An 18,186-nucleotide genomic window follows, 5' to 3' on the forward strand; every position below is an offset into this window, starting at 1 on the left:
GGGGGTGTGGGTGTGTGTAAGTTTTCGGCCGGTTAGTGCCAGTTCCCTGAACCTATTACTAGGTGTGTAGGTCTGGTCTATCAATCCCGTGGTCTGCGGGGGGCCTTATCCCTCCTAGAGGGTGAGAAGCCTGGTCTTGGAAGAGGTTTCCCGCTTAGATGCTTTCAGCGGTTATCCTGTCCGAACGTGGCTATCCAGCCGTGCCCCTGGTGGGACAACTGGTAAACCAGAGGTTCGTCCGTCCCGGTCCTCTCGTACTAGGGACAGGTTTCCTCAAGCTTCTGACGCGCGCGGCGGATAGAGACCGAACTGTCTCACGACGTTCTAAACCCAGCTCGCGTGCCGCTTTAATGGGCGAACAGCCCAACCCTTGGGACCTGCTCCAGCCCCAGGATGCGACGAGCCGACATCGAGGTGCCAAACCATCCCGTCGATATGGACTCTTGGGGAAGATCAGCCTGTTATCCCCGGGGTACCTTTTATCCGTTGAGCGACACCCCTTCCACTCAGAGGTGCCGGATCACTAGTCCCGACTTTCGTCCCTGCTCGACATGTCCGTCTCGCAGTCAAGCTCCCTTGTGCACTTACACTCAACACCTGATTGCCATCCAGGTTGAGGGAACCTTTGGGCGCCTCCGTTACATTTTAGGAGGCAACCGCCCCAGTTAAACTACCCACCAGGCACTGTTCCTGAACCGGATAGACGGTTCGAGGTTAGAGGCCCAATACGGTCAGAGTGGTATTTCAACAACGACTCCACAACCACTGGCGTGGCCGCTTCACAGTCTCCCACCTATCCTACACAAACCGAACCGAGCACCAATACCAAGTTGTAGTGAAGGTCCCGGGGTCTTTTCGTCCTGCCGCGCGTAACGAGCATCTTTACTCGTAGTGCAATTTCGCCGAGTCTATGGTTGAGACAGTTGAGAAGTCGTTACGCCATTCGTGCAGGTCGGAACTTACCCGACAAGGAATTTCGCTACCTTAGGATGGTTATAGTTACCACCGCCGTTTACTGGGGCTTAAATTCTCCGCTTCACCCTTACGAGTTAACGGGTCCTCTTAACCTTCCAGCACCGGGCAGGCGTCAGTCCGTATACATCGTCTTGCGACTTCGCACGGACCTGTGTTTTTAGTAAACAGTCGCTTCTCACTGGTTTGTGCCACCCCCCACCGCTACCCACCGCAAGGGTGTTGACAGTAGGAGGTCCCCCTTCTCCCGAAGTTACGGGGGCATTTTGCCGAGTTCCTTAACCATAGTTCACTCGTACGCCTTAGTATTCTCTACCTGACCACCTGTGTTGGTTTGGGGTACGGGCCGTGTGTGAGCTCGCTAGAGGCTTTTCTCGGCAGCATAGGATCACCAAATTCGCCTCAATCGGCTATGCATCACCTCTCAGGAAAAATGCTGGACGGATTTACCTATCCAACTCCCTACAGGCTTACCCCAGTATTACCACTGACTGGTATGGCTACCTTCCTGCGTCACCCCATCGCTTGACTACTACCAGAGAAGGTCCCACGCAGCCGGCGACTTTCCGCTCCCGAAGGATTAGATAGGCCACCATTTGGGTGGTTAGTACCTCTGATTCATCATGGGCGCGCACACACGGGTACGGGAATATCAACCCGTTGTCCATCGACTACGCCTGTCGGCCTCGCCTTAGGTCCCGACTCACCCTGGGCGGACTGGCCTGCCCCAGGAACCCTTGGTCTTTCGGCGGGCAAGGTTCTCACTTGCCTTATCGCTACTCATGCCTGCATTCTCACTCCCACACCCTCCACAGCTCCATTACCAGGCTGCTTCACTGGGTGCAGGACGCTCCCCTACCCAACGATTACTCGTTGCCGCGGCTTCGGCGGTGTGCTTGAGCCCCGCTACATTATCGGCGCACAATCACTTGACCAGTGAGCTATTACGCACTCTTTCAAGGGTGGCTGCTTCTAAGCCAACCTCCTGGTTGTCTTCGCGACTGCACATCCTTTTCCACTTAGCACACGCTTAGGGGCCTTAGCCGGCGATCTGGGCTGTTTCCCTCTCGACGCACGGAGCTTATCCCCCGCCGTCTCACTGCCACGCTTACACTTACCGGCATTCGGAGTTTGGCTGACGTCAGTAACCTTGTGAGGCCCATCGGCCATCCAGTAGCTCTACCTCCGGCAAGAAACACGCAACGCTGCACCTAAATGCATTTCGGGGAGAACCAGCTATCACGGAGTTTGATTGGCCTTTCACCCCTACCCACAACTCATCCCCTCAGTCTTCAACCTAAGTGGGTTCGGGCCTCCACGCGGTCTTACCCGCGCTTCACCCTGGCCATGGGTAGATCACTCCGCTTCGGGTCCAGAACACACCACTACACCAGCCACTCTTGACTGGATACGCCCTATTCAGACTCGCTTTCGCTACGGCTACCCCACCCGGGTTAACCTCGCGACATGTCCCTGACTCGCAGGCTCATTCTTCAAAAGGCACGCCATCACCCCACCACAAAGGAGGGCTCTGACGGATTGTAGGCACACGGTTTCAGGTACTATTTCACTCCCCTCCCGGGGTACTTTTCACCATTCCCTCACGGTACTAATCCGCTATCGGTCATCAGGAAGTATTCAGGCTTACCGGGTGGTCCCGGCAGATTCACAGCAGATTTCACGGGCCCGCTGCTACTCGGGGACAGTTCCACAACAGAGTGCATGTTTTCGCCTACGGGGCTCTCACCCTCTACGGCAGGCCATCCCAAGACCCTTCGACTAACACACACCTTTATCACTGCTGCCCAGCACGGCGGTGCTGAGAAGAAACGCCCCACAACCCCGCACACACAACCCCCGCCGGGTATCACATGCATACGGTTTAGCCATCCTCCGCTTTCGCTCGCCACTACTCACGGAATCACAATTGTTTTCTCTTCCTACGGGTACTGAGATGTTTCACTTCCCCGCGTTCCCCCCCAACGCCTATATATTCAGCGTTGGGTAACACGACATCACTCGTGCTGGGTTTCCCCATTCGGACATCCTCGGATCCACGCTCGGTTGGCAGCTCCCCGAGGCATATCGCAGCCTCCCACGTCCTTCATCGGCTCCTAATGCCAAGGCATCCACCATGCGCCCTTAAACACTTACAACACAAAAAACCAGAAAAAGAAAAAAAGAAATTGCACATCAAACACACACAACAACACCCCAGCCCCTCACGAGACCGGAATCTTCCTGTATGCGAGATGCTCGCAACCACTATCCACAAATCAAACACCACACCCCACCACCAAAGCAGGGCAACAACAAGCAACCGTCCACACCAGGAAAAACCCGGCACTCGCGGCCGACACCACCCTCCCGTAGGCGCGAGGTGTCGCTGGGCCTGTTGTCTCAAAGCCCAATAGTGTGTCTGGCAGTTCCACAGAAGTTTGTTGTTGCACCAGACCCGCCTCCACTACAGAGGTCGAGCCATCCAACGAATCGCCTCGATCACCGAACCCCCACACGATGTGGGCGGGCCGAGGTCTCGTGGTGCTCCTTAGAAAGGAGGTGATCCAGCCGCACCTTCCGGTACGGCTACCTTGTTACGACTTCGTCCCAATCGCCGATCCCACCTTCGACGGCTCCCTCCCACAAGGGGTTAGGCCACCGGCTTCGGGTGTTACCGACTTTCATGACGTGACGGGCGGTGTGTACAAGGCCCGGGAACGTATTCACCGCAGCGTTGCTGATCTGCGATTACTAGCGACTCCGACTTCACGGGGTCGAGTTGCAGACCCCGATCCGAACTGAGACCGGCTTTACAAGGATTCGCTCCACCTCACGGCATCGCAGCCCTTTGTACCGGCCATTGTAGCATGTGTGAAGCCCTGGACATAAGGGGCATGATGACTTGACGTCATCCCCACCTTCCTCCGAGTTGACCCCGGCAGTCTCCTACGAGTCCCCGGCATAACCCGCTGGCAACATAGGACAAGGGTTGCGCTCGTTGCGGGACTTAACCCAACATCTCACGACACGAGCTGACGACAGCCATGCACCACCTGCACACAGGCCACAAGGGAAACCACATCTCTGCAGTCGTCCTGTGCATGTCAAACCCAGGTAAGGTTCTTCGCGTTGCATCGAATTAATCCACATGCTCCGCCGCTTGTGCGGGCCCCCGTCAATTCCTTTGAGTTTTAGCCTTGCGGCCGTACTCCCCAGGCGGGGTACTTAATGCGTTAGCTACGGCACGGATCCCAAGGAAGGAAACCCACACCTAGTACCCACCGTTTACGGCGTGGACTACCAGGGTATCTAATCCTGTTCGCTCCCCACGCTTTCGCTCCTCAGCGTCAGTTACTGCCCAGAGACCCGCCTTCGCCACCGGTGTTCCTCCTGATATCTGCGCATTCCACCGCTACACCAGGAATTCCAGTCTCCCCTGCAGTACTCTAGTCTGCCCGTATCGCCCGCACGCCCACAGTTAAGCTGTGAGTTTTCACGAACAACGCGACAAACCACCTACGAGCTCTTTACGCCCAGTAATTCCGGACAACGCTCGGACCCTACGTATTACCGCGGCTGCTGGCACGTAGTTGGCCGGTCCTTCTTCTGCACATACCGTCACTTGCGCTTCGTCTGTGCTGAAAGAGGTTTACAACCCGAAGGCCGTCATCCCTCACGCGGCGTCGCTGCATCAGGCTTGCGCCCATTGTGCAATATTCCCCACTGCTGCCTCCCGTAGGAGTCTGGGCCGTATCTCAGTCCCAGTGTGGCCGGTCACCCTCTCAGGCCGGCTACCCGTCGTCGCCTTGGTAGGCCATTACCCCACCAACAAGCTGATAGGCCGCGGGCCCATCCCACACCGCAAAAGCTTTCCACCCCAACCCATGAAGGCCGGAGTCCTATTCGGTATTAGACCCAGTTTCCCAGGCTTATCCCAAAGTGCAGGGCAGATCACCCACGTGTTACTCACCCGTTCGCCACTCGAGCACCCCGAAGGGCCTTTCCGTTCGACTTGCATGTGTTAAGCACGCCGCCAGCGTTCGTCCTGAGCCAGGATCAAACTCTCCAAACAAAAACCCCTCGAACAAACGAGGCAGAATTCGAATCAGAAAAATCCGATCACAAACAAAAGACACCAAAAACTGGCATCAAAAAAACAAACCATCTTATGTGGCGGGAAGACGGGGAGTCCCCCACCAAGATGGCCAAAAAACAACAAACAAAAACCACCAAACACACTATTGAGTTCTCAAACAACACGCCCGATCCTGACCGCGCAACAAGTCCGCGGCTAAAAGCCGCGGTCCGTAGTGCGGGCAGTGAGGAACTCCCTTGTTAAGGGAATCTCTCTCGGATTTGGTCTTCGCTTCCCGGCCGGGGCCGTGTCGCTCTGACTTGGAATAAGTTACGTGAGGGCTAACAGCGAGTCAAATCCGCAGGTCAGCGCCCTATTTCTGCTGGTCAGAGGCGGTGCCGCGGCGCACGCCCGCGATGTGGCGCTTGCCACGCCGCAACACCAGCCAACGGTCATGCAGAAAGTCCGTCGTTTGTGGTAGCCAATCGGCGCTCTCGACACGCGCGTTGTTCACGTACACACCGCCCTCGGCGACGGCCCGCTTGGCCTCGCCGCGACTCTTCGACAGTCCCGTCGTGACCAGCAGGTCGGTGATGGCGTCCGGGCCGCCCGGCGGAAGTTCGGCGACATTACCGTTTCCTGCCTCGGTGAGCGCGGCCGCGAGAGTCGGTTCGTCGAGGTCAGCGAGCTCCGCTCGCCCGAAGAGCGCCTGACTGGCCAATTCCACCGCGGCGGTGGCCGCCGATCCGTGCACCAGCGTGGTGAGTTCCCTGGCCAACCGCCGCTGCGCCGCCCGCTCATGCGGGCGTTCCACGGTCGCCGTCTGCAAGGCACCCAGCTCCTCGGCGTCCAGGAAGGTGAACCACCGCAGATACCCGATGACATCCGCATCGCCGGTATTGACGAAGTACTGATACCAGGCATACGGCGAGGTCAGCTCCGGATCCAGCCACAGATTGCCGCCGCCGGTGGACTTGCCGAACTTCTTGCCCTCGGAGTCGGTGACCAGCGGCGTCGTCAGGGCATGCACGGTGGCGCCCTCCTTCTGGCGGACCAGTCGCACCCCGGCCACGATGTTCCCCCACTGATCGGAACCCCCGACCTGCAGCGCGCAGCCGTGCCGTCGATGCAGCTCAACGAAGTCGTTGGCCTGCAACAGCATGTAGCTGAACTCCGTGTAAGAGATGCCCTCGCCTTCCAGCCGGCGCCGCACGGTGTCGCGGTCCAGCATCACGTTCACCGAGAAGTACTTCCCGAGATCGCGCAGGAACTCGATGGCCGACAGCGGCCCCGTCCAGTTCAGGTTGTTCTCGACGATGGCACCGGTCGGCGAGTCGTCGAACTCGACGAAGCGCTCCAACTGGCCGCGTATCCGGTCAGCCCAGTCGGCGACGGTGTCGGCGGTATTCAGGGTTCGCTCCCCGGTATCGCGCGGATCGCCGATCATCCCGGTCGCTCCGCCGGCCAGCACGATCGGGCGGTGTCCGGCCTGCTGGAATCGGCGCAGCGTGAGCAGCGGGACGAGGTGACCGGCGTGCAAGCTGGGCGCGGTGGGGTCGAATCCCGAATAGACCGTCATGGGCCCGGTGGCCAGATCGGACGCCAGTGCGTCGCGGTCGGTCGACTGCGCGATCAGGCCGCGCCATTCCAGCTCTTCGAGGATGCCCGTGCTCACGGTGCCATCTTCCTGCATCAGTCGCTGCTACCCGGCATCGGCGCCCGCGGACTGCGCCGATAGGCCGACACCTCCGGATAGCCCGCCAACCAGAACCGCCACGGCCGATCCGCGGCGGTGCTCACACCAACCCGCGGGCCGGGCACCGCACCGGTGACCGGATTCAATCTCAGCCGCACCGGACTCCCCTCGGCTGCGAGGTCAATCCCGTTGTCCTCCATCAGGATTCCCAATGCCGAGCACAGGTTTCCCGGCCCACGCGCGAGCGCGGGCGAGGGCACGGCCACTCCCCTGCGGCTACGGGCCAGCTCCTCACCTTCGGTCACCACAGCCGCCCGCAAGAGCACAGCGGCCGCGAAACCTTCAGGCCCACACACCACATTGGCGCATACGTGGATCCCGTGGCTGCGATAGGTGTACATCCGGCCCGCAGGCCCGAACATCACCAGGTTGCGCGGCCGCGGACCACGGTAGGAGTGTGCCGCGGGATCCGGCCAGGGCTCGTCTAGAGGCCCGCCGTAGGCCTCGACCTCGACGACGGTGGCGACGACGCCGCGACTGCTCAGTTCTGCGCCCAGTAACAACCGCGCCGCGGTCACCGGGTCCACCGCCAGCGCATCGGCCAAAGTCCGGTCAGCCCGTCGCTCCGCTCGCCCTGCGCCTATCCCCCGTCGCTCCGCTCGCCCTGCGCTCATCCCCCGTCGCTCCGCTCGCCCTGCGCTCATCCCCCGTCGCTCCGCTCGCCCTGCGCTCATCCCCCGTCGCTCCGCTCGCCCCACACCTAACCCCCGTCGCTCCGCACCAATCCCCCGCATTGTGCCCGGCCTCTTGACACCCACACCCAGCGGGCGCAATATTCATCACATGATGACTTCATCGCACGATGAATTTTCTGGCCGGCACAGCGAACCGGCGATCCGCATCGACCATCTGCAGGTCACCCGCGGTAACCACCACGCCGTGCGCGATCTGTCGGTACAGATTCGGCCGGGGACCATCACCGGACTGTTGGGCCCCTCGGGCTGCGGGAAGACCACCCTGATGCGGGCCATCGTGGGCACCCAGGTCATCGCCTCGGGGACGGTCACGGTGCTGGGCCATCCGGCGGGCTCGGCCGAATTGCGCCACCGCGTCGGCTATGTCACGCAGGACGCGACCATCTACCGTGACCTGCGGGTCATCGACAACGCCCGCTACTTTGCCGCCCTGTACGGCGCGGACACCCAAGCCGCCGAGGACGCGATCGCCGCGGTAGGCCTGAGCGATCATCGAAACGCATTGTGCGACAACCTCTCCGGCGGCCAGCGCACACGGGTGTCACTGGCCTGTGCACTGGTTTCGCACCCCGACCTGCTGGTGCTCGACGAGCCCACCGTCGGACTGGACCCGGTGCTGCGCGTGGACCTGTGGGAGCAGTTCCACCAGCTCGCCCGGGCCGGCACCACGCTGCTGGTGTCCAGCCACGTCATGGACGAAGCCGACCATTGCGGCGAGCTGCTGCTCATGCGGGAAGGCCACCTGCTCGCCCACACCACCCCCACCCGATTGCGAGAGGACACAGGATGTTCGTCACTGGAGGAAGCGTTCCTGTCCGTCATCCGGCACAACACCGCAGCGTGAAAAAGCCGGGCACGCTGAGCCCGCGGGCGTACCTGGCCACCACCGGCCGGATCTTGCGCCAGCTGGCCGGCGACCACCGCAGCGTGGCGATGATCGTCGTGGTGCCCACGCTGATCATCACGCTGATGTATTTCATGTTCGATGACGTGCCGCACCGGCCGGGTGCGCCGTCGCCGTTCAACAACGCCTGCCTGGTCATGCTCGGCGTCTTCCCCCTGATCGTGATGTTCCTGATCACCTCGATCACCATGCAACGGGAACGGGTGTCGGGCACGCTCGAACGGATCCTGACCACGCCGCTGCGCCGGTTCGACCTCCTCGCCGCCTACGGCACTGCGTTTTCCATCGCGGCCACCATCCAAGCCACGTTGGCCTGCGTCGTGGCGTTCTGGTTCCTCGGATTCGACACCGCGGGCAGCCCGGCACTGGTGTTTCTCATCGCCATCATCAACGCGGTCCTCGGCGTGGGCCTGGGCTTGTTGTGCAGTGCCTTCGCCCGCACCGAATTTCAGGCCGTGCAGTTCATGCCGGTGGTGATCGCCCCGCAGTTGCTGCTGTGCGGGATCATGGTGCCCAGGGACATGCTTCCGGAGTGGCTGCAGTGGATCAGCAATGCGCTGCCGGCCAGTTACGCTCTGGAAGCACTGCAACAGGTCGGCGCACACAGCGAACCCACGGCCATCGCGGTCCGCGATATCGCGGTGGTCATCGGATTCGCGATCCTGGCCTTGGCGCTGGCCGCGGCGACACTCCGGCGCCGCACCCCATGAGGAGACCGTGACCAGCCACCACACCGAACGAAAACGGCCAGGGCGACCGCCCGGGGCGTCCGGCACTCGCGAGCGGATTCTGGCGAGTGCCCGGGAACTGTTCTCCCGCAATGGCTTCGACAAGACCTCGATCCGTGCGATCGCGACGGAAGCCGGCGTGGACGGCGCCCTGGTGCACCACTACTACGGCACCAAACAGCAACTGTTCGCGGCGGCGATCCAGATCCCGATCGACCCGATGCAGGTGATCGGGCCGCTGCGCGACACTCCGGTGGACGAGATGGGCCTGGTGCTCCCGTCGCTGCTGCTGCCGCTGTGGGATTCCGAGATCGGAAAGGGCTTCATCGCGACGCTGCGCTCGATTCTCGGCGGAGCCGACGTCAGCCTGGTGCGCTCGTTCCTGCAGGAGGTGATCACCGCCGAGGTCGGCTCCCGGGTGGACAACCCACCGGGATCCGGGCCGATCCGGGTGCAGTTCGTGGCGTCCCAGCTGGTCGGCGTAGTGGTGGCGCGCTACATCCTGGAGCTGGAGCCGTTCGCGTCGCTGTCGCCCGAGGCCATCGCCACGACGATCGCACCGAACCTGCAGCGCTATCTCACCGGGGAGCTGCCGAGCCTGAGTTGACCAGGCGGTCATGCTCGGCATCATCGGTCACCTCGACCGCTTCGTCGATCAGCAGCACCGGGATGTCGTCGACTATCGGGTAGCGACACCGTAACCGCGGGTTGTACAGGCACTCACCGGCGATATAGAGCAGCGGTCCGTGATCCTGCGGGCAGACCAGGATGCTCAGCAGTTTGGAATCGACCACGACAGCAGGTTATCCGCCACCCAGTGGCGGGCCGCTGATGGTGAAGCCACCCAGCACGCTGTCGTTGGCCGGGTTGTAGGTGTTGATCCCGATGGTGGTCGGGTTGGACGGCTTGACCGTGCGGGCCTGCGTCTTACGCTGGAAGTCCACCGTGTTCTTCAGCGCGTTGATCAGCGGCACCTGGTTCGGCCGCCGGTCCAGGCCGTCCTGGAGGTCGGCGTAGTTGCCCTTCGACGGCAGGAAACCCAGCGCACGCAACTTGAGCGCGTCGTGGATCAGATTGGAGATCTGACCACCACCGGCACCGGTGTCGTATTCGGCGGCAATATCGTCGAGCACATCGGCGCTGGCGATCCCGGATCCGAAAGCGGCCATCAAGCCGGTGGCCACCGCAACGCCTGCGATCGCGCGGCGCCAGCCGTTCGCCCGCTGTGACTCCGGTGCCATAGAACCTCCATTGCGTCGCGCCATCACGGGGAGCCTAACAGCGTCAAGGGCACCGGACTCGTCAAAGATCCCCGAGCTCGGCCCGCACCGCCGCCGTCAGGCGCTTGTACTGATGCGTATCGGCGTCGAAATACCAGGCGTTACGCGAGGCCTTCGGGACCCCCGCCGCCCGCAGCGGTCCCACCATGGGACGGTAGGACGCGCTGAGCGTCATGGCCGGTGTCACGTACACGATGTCGGGGCCGGCGCCGACGGGCAGCGCCGCCAGCGCGTCGTTGAGTTCGGCGCTGGGCACACTGCCGCCCGGCCGCAGCGTCACGGCCGTCACCGCGAGGCAGCGCCGCGGCAGGTCGAGGCTGTACGTGACGGCCAAATCGACCGATTCCACCTGGCTGACGGCGTCGTTGACCGCGGCGGTGAACACCGGGCCACGCGCGGTGCGGATCACCGCGCTGCGATTGTCGACGAACCAGTAGTCGCCGTCCTCGTCGCGCCGGAACAGCGACTCGGTGGACACCCAGGTGTCCGCGGCGGCGAAGACACCCCGCTTGACCGAGGCCGTCGGATCGACCGGGCCGCGCGGCTGCGCGAGCAGCACGCCCACTTCGTTGGTCTGCGCCAACCGCACGAAACCGTGCTCGTCCTCCAGGATCAGGTCGTCGACGGCGTCGTAAGCGGCCAACTGCACCCGGCCACCGCCCGGCAGCGGCCGGCCCTTGCTGCCGAACTTCGCGCCGGACACGTTGGCCAAGACCGCCTGCCCATCGGTGGTGGCGAAGAACTCCACCACATGCGCCGGATCGAACACGTCGACCACCCTGCGCCACAGCCCGGTCGGCATACCGGACCCGATGAACAACCGCACCGGGTGGTTACCGGACAGCCGGAACGCCGGATCGTCGATCACCTCACCGAGCATCGCCCAGGTGTAGGACACCACCGTGACCCCGTACTGCCGGATCTCGTGCAGGAAGCGGTCCGGGGACAGGCCTCTCGACAGCGCGATCCGGGTTCCGCCGACGACGGCACCGCCGAGGCTGACCAGCAGACCCGACTGATGGTGCAGCGGGGTCAGGCAGTAGACGGTGTCTCGGTTGCTCAGGTTGGCCGCCGAGGCGGTACCGAACGCCGACAGCGCCCAGCGGAAGTTGGTGATCTGGCGGGCCACCAACCGCCCGCGCGTGCCGGCGAACGCGACGTAGGCAAGGTCGCGAGCGAATCCCGGGTTCGGCTTGTACCAGCCGGGCAGGATGACCTTGTCCGGGTCGATGCGCTCCATGTCCACCACGTCGTCGGTGTCACCGGGCAGATGCAGGTCACGCGATTCACCGCCGCCGAGCACCAACACCCGGATGCCGAGGCCGCGGGCCACCTCCAGGTTGCCGGGATCGGCGAGCACATCGGCGATCCCGCCGATCCGGACCACCTCGGCCAGGTCGGCGTCCGGCGGGATGAGCACGGCCACCGCGCCGAGCCGGGACAGGGCGGCGATAGCCACCAGCGCACTGGGGCGGGTTTCCATCAGCACCCCGACCCGGACGCCTTGCCGGATGCCCACCTGGATGAGGCCACGCACCACGTTGTTGACCCGGCGGTCCACCGCCTCGTAGGTGTGCACGCGGCCGTCGAACAGCAGGAACTCGCCGTTGGGGTTGTTCTCGGCCTGCTCGGACATGATCCGGCCCAGCGAGATGCGGGTGTGGTCGTTGATCTGACCGAGGCGCGCCAACCTGGGCAGCGTGCGTGCGGTCTCCACCGCCAGTGTCCGGGCCGACTTCTGTGCCGCCACAACGGCATCCGCGGCCGTCCGGGCCAGACCGAACGCCACCTCGGTGGCCGCCGCGGTGCCCGCGGCTACCCGGGAGGCCAGCGGGACACCGCTTTCGGTGGCTGCGGTGGCCGGCCGATGCGCCATCGGCGCCACATCGTCGGGCAGCGGACCCTCACCGCTGCGCCATTTGACCCACGCCGCGACCGTCGGCCACGTCTGAGTGGCCGCCTTCGACCCGACGACGAGGCCGAAATGCCCTGCCCTGATCAGGTATTCGTACACGTCGGCCTTCGGAGCCGCGGCTCTGATACCGCGCACCGCGGCCGGCTGGCCGATATCGTCGACCTCACCGACCACCGCCAGGATCGGGCAGTCGATATCGGCGAGGGTCACCAGATCGCCGCGGATGGAGAACCCACCGGACATCATCCGGTTGTGCGCGATGAACTGCTTGAGCAGCTCCGAGATCGCGGGTCCGGACCAGGCGATCCAGCCCTCGGAGTCCAGGAAACGGCGCTGCTGTTCGCGCGGCAGCAACGCCTCACGATCGTGCAACTGGCGCAGGAAGTCCAACCGGGCCTGCGCGGTCTTGAGGGGGTCGAGCATCTGAAAACCGGTGCGCGCCAACCAACCCGGGATGTCGATCCGCGAGAACACGTGGTCGGCCATGAAGTTCGCCGCGACGGCGCCCATATTGGGCGGGATCCCCATCGGCAGCGCGGCCAGCGTGTCGACCGGGGAACCGAAGGTGATGATGCTGGCCAGGTCCTGCGCCCGCCGGTAGGCCGCCGTCTGGTAGCAGAACATGCCGCCCTGCGAATAGCCGGCCAGGTGGACGTCGCGGTCGGTCAGCTTCTTGACGGTGTCGATGGCCTCGCTGAGGGCCACCACGTGATCGGCGAGGTTGCGCCGCATCCCGCCCTCGATCTGGTCGGGTGACCCGAAATCGATGACCCACGGGTCGAGACCGGCGTTGTGCAGGATGCCGGCCGCGCCGTCGGCCCGGGTCACGTCCCACATATCGGCCGACATCATCATCGGGTGCACCATGAGCACCGGCGGCCCGGGCGTCGCCGCGCCCGGCCGGCTGTCCGGCGGAAAGTAGCGGCGCAGCTTGTACATCGGGACACTCTCGATGATCTGGAACGGTGACGGCACCGCGCCGGTCTCCAGCCCGCCGTAGCGGAGCACCTCGATCCCGTTCTGCGCGGTGGCCAGAAGACGGCCGACCGGTCCGGTGATCAGTGAGAAATCGACCAACGCCCGCTCCCCTAACGCCTCATAGTCCATTCCCCCGATGCCCCGGCCATCATGGCATAGCAGCATCGGGCGGCCACCGCGAATATGGTGGGTGAATGTCCGGCCCGGCGCCCGCCTAGCCTGGTGGGGACATGGCGCATCTTCTCGGGGCCGAGGCCCTTCACCTGGAATACCCCACCAAGGTCGTCTTCGACTCCGTCTCGCTGGGCGTGAACGAAGGTGACCGCATCGGCATCGTCGGTCGCAACGGCGACGGCAAATCCAGCCTGCTCGCCATGCTGGCCGGACGGGTGCGCCCCGACGGCGGCCGGGTCACCGTCCGGGGTGGGGTACGCATCGGCGTCCTCGATCAGGCCGACACGCTGGACCCGACCGACACCGTCGGGCACGCCGTGGTGGGAGACGTTCCCGAGCACGTATGGGCGGGCGACCCGCGCGGGCGCGACGTCATCGCCGGGCTGCTGGGCGACCTGGACTGGCAGGCGGTGCTGGGCACCCTGTCGGGCGGTCAGCGCCGGCGGGTTGCGCTGGCCCGGCTGCTGGCCGGTGACCACGACGTGCTGGCGCTCGACGAACCCACCAACCATCTCGACGTGGAAGCCATCACCTGGCTGGCCGACCATCTGAAACGACGGTGGAGCCCGAACGCCGGCGGACTGCTGGTGGTCACGCACGACCGCTGGTTCCTCGACGAGATCTGCACGACGACGTGGGAGGTGCACGACCGCATCGTCGAACCCTTCGAGGGCGGCTACGCGGCCTACATCCTGCAGCGCGTTGAGCGCGACCGGCAGGCCGCCGCGGTGGAGGCCCGCCGGCAGAACTTGGCCCGTAAGGAGCTGGCCTGGTTACGCCGCGGCGCGCCGGCGCGGACCTCCAAGCCGAAGTTCCGCATCGACGCCGCCAACGCCCTGATCGCCGACGTCCCGGAGATCCGCGACAAGGTGGCGCTGCAGTCGCTGGCGGTCACCCGCCTGGGCAAGCAGGTCGTCGACCTGCTCGATGCGTCGGTGAGCTACGACGGTCGGGAGGTGCTGCACGAGGTCGAATGGCGCATCGCGCCCGGCGAGCGCACCGGCATCCTGGGCGTCAACGGTGCGGGTAAGTCGACCCTGCTCGGGCTGATCGACGGCACCGTGGAGCCGACCGCGGGCCGGGTGAAACGCGGGAAGACGGTCAAGGTGGCCGCGCTGACCCAGGGTGTGGACAAGCTGGCCGAGCATCTGGACGAGCCGGTGCGCGTGGTGCTGGCCCGGCTGGCCACCACCTACACGTTCGGGGCGGGCTCCAAGGCCCAGGAGCTGACGCCCAGCCAGCTGCTGGAGCGGCTCGGCTTCGCCAGCGCGCAGCTGTCCACCCCGGTCAAGGACCTCTCCGGCGGTCAGCAGCGCCGGCTGCAGCTGCTGCTCATCCTGCTCGAGCAGCCCAACGTGCTGATCCTCGACGAGCCGACCAACGACCTGGACACCGACATGCTGGCCGCGATGGAAGACCTGCTGGATTCTTGGCCGGGAACGATGATCGTGGTAAGCCACGACCGGTATTTCCTGGAGCGGGTCACCGATCAGCAGTACGGCATCCTCGGCGGCCGGCTGCGCCACCTGCCCGGCGGGGTGGACGAATACCTGCGGCTGCGTGCCGCGCACGCCGCACAGACCGGCGCCGCACCGGCGAAAACCGAAGCTCGGGAAGGGTTGTCCGGCGCGGACCTGCGGGCCGCGCAGAAGGAGATCGCCTCGATCGAACGGCGGTTGGAGAAGCTGACCGGTCTGATCGACACCGCCCACCACCGCCTTGCCGAACACGATCAGGGCGATTACGAAGGGCTGCAACGACTTACCGGCGAGTTGCGCGAGCTGGAGGCCGAGGTCGAACAACTCGAGGAGAAGTGGCTGGAGCTCACCGAGCAGCTGGGCTGACCTCGCTACCATGAGGCGGTGCGCTATCTGCTGATGCCGGTGACGCTGTGCGTGCGTTACTTCCCGCAGCTGGTGGCGTGTTACCTGCTCGGCTACCTCGGCCGGATCGGTGCCATCGAGTGGGCGGCCTGGGCGGGATACGACAACTACCTCTGGGCGTCGCTGATCATGCCGCTGGCCGGGATGGCGCGGCTCGGGTCCTACGTCGCGATGTTCATGGTGATCCGGCCGGGCATCCCGGAGCTGGCCGGTCTGCCGCCGCGCTCGGCACGCCAGATCGACATCTTCGCGACGATCATCGTGCCGTTCTTCGCGATCTACCTCGCCTGGCAGATGTTCCGGGAGGACTGGCTGACGTTCCTCTACCGCGCCGGGGACTATCAACTCGACAAGGCGCTCACCTCCACTGCGCCCGTCGAGCTGGACCCGAACATGCTGCCGGTCAGCACGGTCAGCATCGCCGTCATCGTCGTCGCCCTGGTGGCGCGGCTGGTCCTCGGCCGGCTCAAAGACCGGGCACCGGGTTGGCTGCTACCCATCCGGGTGTATGTGGACGCGTTGTGGGTGTTCCTGGTGCTGACGGTGTCCGCCAGTCACGGTCTGACGCTGCTGATCAACCCGTCGGCGTGGCTGTCGGAACGGCGGATCATCGTGTGGTTCGACCACACTCGGGAGAGCGTCTTCTCGCATTTCGCACCGTTGGAGACGCTGTGGGACGGCGCGGTGTGGGCGGTCAAGACCGCGTTCGGCGGGGCCGCGGTCCCGTTGATCTGGCTTGCGGTGGCCTGCATCGTCTACGGCGCGACGGCGAAAGCCGATTGGCAGGCCGCGGCGCGCCGGGTCGCCGGCGATCGGTGGGGCCACTGGATCGACCGTTCCGAGGCCACCCGCACCCGGCTGAACACCGGGTGGAAACGCCTTCCCGGCAAAGTGCGCACCGAGGTGTACGACCAGCTGACCGGTCAGATCGGCAAGTTCAAACCGATCACCGACTCGGCGCATGTCATCGCCGCCGCCGGTGTGCTCGCGCTGGCCCTGTACGTGCTGGCCTATCTGGGACTGGCGTGGCTGGACATGTCGGGCAGCTACTACCGCGCGCAGCTGGGTTCGGGCTATCTGCTGCGCGCGATGGCCTGGCTGCTGGGGCCGCACGATGTCACGTTCTGGTACGGCACCTGGGATGCGATGGCACTGATTTCCCATTCGATCGTCGAACCGTTGCGCATCTGCGTCATCGCCACCGCGCTGGCCTGGTGCGTGCGGCGCAGCGCGGCTACAACTGCAGTCGAAGCAGAATCGAGCCATCCGATTTCGTGACGTCGACCGCCTCCGGTTCCGCGCTCGCCGGAATCAGGAAGCTCCACGGCATCGTCACCGCCGCACCGCAGGGCGGTCCGGCCGACGCCCGCCAGGACCTGTCCCCCTGGATCAGGTAGCCGGTGCAGCCGAATCCGTCCGCCGGGGCTCCCGATCGTTCGACGACGACATTCATCAGGACCGTCCCCTCGGGCAGCGCCGCGCCGGACCCGGCCGCCCGCGTCGAGCGGCTGACGGTCCGCACCGACCAGGTCTGCCCGTCGACGTCGATCGCCTGGTGGGGCGCTGCGATGTGGGCAGGTTGGACGGTGCGCTCGTAGTTCTGCCACGCCGGTCGCACGGTGGTCACCACGATCACCGCGAGCGCCGCCGCGGCGACCCCGGTGCCGATGAGGTTGCGCTGCCAGAGCCGGACGCTCATGTGCCGACCTGGGTGGCGGGTCCGAACGCGACGACGTCGGTGCGCTGTACCCGGGGATCGTCGAGCGGGATCGCGATGACCAGCCGGGAGTCCTGACGCCAGTCGTCCACCCAGACCCGCAGGGTGATGGTCTGTGCGCCGGGCGCGACGAGTTCCGGTGGCACGTCGAAGATCCACGAACTGCGCACGGCGATACCGGGAGTCAGATTGCCGGTGAGTGCGGTGAAACCGAGTCGGTTGGTCGGCACGTAGGTGTTCGGGCCGACCAGTAGATCGACGGTGGGCACATCATCGGCCACGGTGGTCATGGCCTCCCCGTCGATGACCACCCAGGTGCCGAGGGCATCGACGAGGCCCGGCGGGTACTGGGTCTTGCGGATCCGCGGGCCGATGCGCACGCCGGTGACCTGCGCGGTGATCGGTTCACCGGTGGCCCGCTGGCCCATACCGGCATGCACGTCGAACGATCCGTACACCTCGTCGGGGGTGGGCAGGTTGTGCCACATCCATGCTGCCGCTGCGATCACCACGGTGCTGGCCAGCGCATACAGCGGCCGCCTCACGGTCGGCCTCGCACCGGGACGGTCAGCTGGGCGTAGTCGTCGCCGCGCACCCACGCCTGTCCGGCGGTGACACTGGCCTTACGCACTTCCTTGTAGACCCGGACCGGTAATTGCGCGCCGACCGCGAGCGCGTTCTCGGGCAGCCGCCACAGCAGCACGATCTCGTCGGTGAGCCCGGGTCCCAGCCGTCCGGCGATGGTGCCATCGGCCACCCGCATGGCGGCCAGCGCCTCCGCGGCGGGCTGGTCGATCAGCCGTATCGGCTTGTCCACGACGCCGGGCAGGGTGCCGATGTTGTGCGCGGTGACCACCAGGCCGAGATAACGGCTGCCCGGCTTGCCCGCGTAGAGCACGCGGCTGCCCGCCCGCACCTCGGTGACCAGGGTGGCCCGCTGGATCGTCATCTCGAACTCACCGGTGTTGAACATCTCGCCGGGCGCGATATCGGTGATGTGGTCGTTGACCGTGTCCAGTCCACCGAAGGCCGCGGTGCCGGCCAGCACAGCCGTCAATGCCACCCGGCGCCACTCCTTGACACCCCACCCCGAGACCCAACGCCAAACA

General features: G+C 64.8%; 13 protein-coding genes and 2 rRNA genes. 5 read left to right on the forward strand and 10 right to left on the reverse strand.

Annotated elements, in window-relative coordinates; translation table 11 throughout:
- Window positions 1-12 precede the first annotated feature (12 nt).
- From SBI67_RS26935 to SBI67_RS26950, 4 genes are all read right to left on the reverse strand, one after another.
- Window positions 13-3,128: ribosomal RNA gene (locus SBI67_RS26935) — 23S ribosomal RNA — on the reverse strand.
- A gap of 396 nt (window positions 3,129-3,524) precedes the next feature.
- Window positions 3,525-5,044: ribosomal RNA gene (locus SBI67_RS26940) — 16S ribosomal RNA — on the reverse strand.
- Together the 16S and 23S rRNA genes form the textbook arrangement of a ribosomal RNA operon.
- Before the next feature lie 376 nt (window positions 5,045-5,420).
- Window positions 5,421-6,740: a tyrosine--tRNA ligase gene (gene tyrS / locus SBI67_RS26945; protein ID WP_318983516.1), complete on the reverse strand. Its 1,320-nt coding sequence runs from the start codon at window positions 6,738-6,740 to the stop codon at window positions 5,421-5,423.
- Window positions 6,740-7,348, reverse strand: a complete 609-nt coding sequence (locus SBI67_RS26950) for a DNA-3-methyladenine glycosylase (RefSeq protein ID WP_318983517.1) — start codon at window positions 7,346-7,348, stop codon at window positions 6,740-6,742. Before SBI67_RS26950 ends, tyrS begins: the two co-directional genes overlap by 1 nt.
- Window positions 7,349-7,586: 238 nt before the next feature.
- Between SBI67_RS26950 and SBI67_RS26955 the strand changes: the two genes are divergently transcribed.
- Genes SBI67_RS26955 through SBI67_RS26965 form a run of 3 tightly spaced genes read left to right on the forward strand, consistent with a single transcriptional unit; the run spans window position 7,587 to window position 9,737 of the window.
- Window positions 7,587-8,342, forward strand: a complete 756-nt coding sequence (locus tag SBI67_RS26955; protein WP_318983518.1) for an ABC transporter ATP-binding protein — start codon at window positions 7,587-7,589, stop codon at window positions 8,340-8,342.
- On the forward strand, window positions 8,285-9,112 hold the full coding sequence (locus tag SBI67_RS26960) for an ABC transporter permease (protein ID WP_318983519.1): 828 nt from the start codon (window positions 8,285-8,287) through the stop codon (window positions 9,110-9,112). Before SBI67_RS26955 ends, SBI67_RS26960 begins: the two co-directional genes overlap by 58 nt.
- Before the next feature lie 7 nt (window positions 9,113-9,119).
- Complete coding sequence (locus SBI67_RS26965; RefSeq protein WP_318983520.1) at window positions 9,120-9,737, forward strand: TetR/AcrR family transcriptional regulator; 618 nt, start codon at window positions 9,120-9,122, stop codon at window positions 9,735-9,737.
- Here the strand turns inward: SBI67_RS26965 and SBI67_RS26970 are convergent.
- The 3 genes from SBI67_RS26970 to SBI67_RS26980 form a co-directional block, all read right to left on the reverse strand.
- Entirely contained in the window at window positions 9,709-9,924 is a 216-nt protein-coding gene (locus SBI67_RS26970; RefSeq protein WP_318983521.1) for a Trm112 family protein, read from the reverse strand. The genes SBI67_RS26965 and SBI67_RS26970 overlap by 29 nt on opposite strands.
- 9 nt (window positions 9,925-9,933) lie before the next feature.
- Entirely contained in the window at window positions 9,934-10,371 is a 438-nt protein-coding gene (locus SBI67_RS26975; protein ID WP_318983522.1) for a hypothetical protein, read from the reverse strand.
- A gap of 61 nt (window positions 10,372-10,432) precedes the next feature.
- Complete coding sequence (locus tag SBI67_RS26980) at window positions 10,433-13,402, reverse strand: acyl-CoA synthetase (RefSeq protein ID WP_318983523.1); 2,970 nt, start codon at window positions 13,400-13,402, stop codon at window positions 10,433-10,435.
- A 131-nt stretch (window positions 13,403-13,533) separates the two neighbouring features.
- On the opposite strand from SBI67_RS26980, the gene SBI67_RS26985 reads away from it, so the two are divergent.
- Both SBI67_RS26985 and SBI67_RS26990 read left to right on the forward strand, forming a co-directional pair.
- Complete coding sequence (locus tag SBI67_RS26985) at window positions 13,534-15,321, forward strand: ABC-F family ATP-binding cassette domain-containing protein (protein ID WP_318983524.1); 1,788 nt, start codon at window positions 13,534-13,536, stop codon at window positions 15,319-15,321.
- 18 nt (window positions 15,322-15,339) lie between these two features.
- The gene (locus tag SBI67_RS26990) at window positions 15,340-16,638 is read left to right on the forward strand and encodes a hypothetical protein (protein WP_318983525.1); all 1,299 of its coding nucleotides are present in this window, start codon (window positions 15,340-15,342) and stop codon (window positions 16,636-16,638) included.
- On the opposite strand, the gene SBI67_RS26995 is transcribed toward SBI67_RS26990, so the two are convergent.
- Genes SBI67_RS26995 through SBI67_RS27005 form a run of 3 tightly spaced genes read right to left on the reverse strand, consistent with a single transcriptional unit; the run spans window position 16,595 to window position 18,140 of the window.
- Window positions 16,595-17,059, reverse strand: a complete 465-nt coding sequence (locus tag SBI67_RS26995) for a hypothetical protein (protein WP_318983526.1) — start codon at window positions 17,057-17,059, stop codon at window positions 16,595-16,597. The genes SBI67_RS26990 and SBI67_RS26995 overlap by 44 nt on opposite strands.
- Window positions 17,056-17,622, reverse strand: coding sequence for a hypothetical protein (locus tag SBI67_RS27000; RefSeq protein ID WP_318983527.1), 567 nt, complete (start codon window positions 17,620-17,622; stop codon window positions 17,056-17,058). The genes SBI67_RS26995 and SBI67_RS27000 overlap by 4 nt, the downstream gene beginning before the upstream one ends.
- Entirely contained in the window at window positions 17,619-18,140 is a 522-nt protein-coding gene (locus tag SBI67_RS27005; RefSeq protein WP_318983528.1) for a hypothetical protein, read from the reverse strand. Before SBI67_RS27005 ends, SBI67_RS27000 begins: the two co-directional genes overlap by 4 nt.
- Window positions 18,141-18,186 lie beyond the last annotated feature (46 nt).

The organism is Mycolicibacterium chengduense (assembly GCF_033741155.1).
Lineage (GTDB): Bacteria > Actinomycetota > Actinomycetes > Mycobacteriales > Mycobacteriaceae > Mycobacterium.

Bases quoted from the DNA above. Each gene is read 5' to 3' on its own strand.
- tyrS (WP_318983516.1), bottom strand. From the start codon at position 6,740: ATGCAGGAAGATGGCACCGTGAGCACGGGCATCCTCGAAGAGCTGGAA.
- SBI67_RS26955 (WP_318983518.1), top strand. From the start codon at position 7,587: ATGATGACTTCATCGCACGATGAATTTTCTGGCCGGCACAGCGAACCG.
- SBI67_RS26960 (WP_318983519.1), top strand. From the start codon at position 8,285: ATGTTCGTCACTGGAGGAAGCGTTCCTGTCCGTCATCCGGCACAACAC.
- SBI67_RS26975 (WP_318983522.1), bottom strand. From the start codon at position 10,371: ATGGCACCGGAGTCACAGCGGGCGAACGGCTGGCGCCGCGCGATCGCA.
- SBI67_RS26985 (WP_318983524.1), top strand. From the start codon at position 13,534: ATGGCGCATCTTCTCGGGGCCGAGGCCCTTCACCTGGAATACCCCACC.
- SBI67_RS26995 (WP_318983526.1), bottom strand. From the start codon at position 17,059: ATGAGCGTCCGGCTCTGGCAGCGCAACCTCATCGGCACCGGGGTCGCC.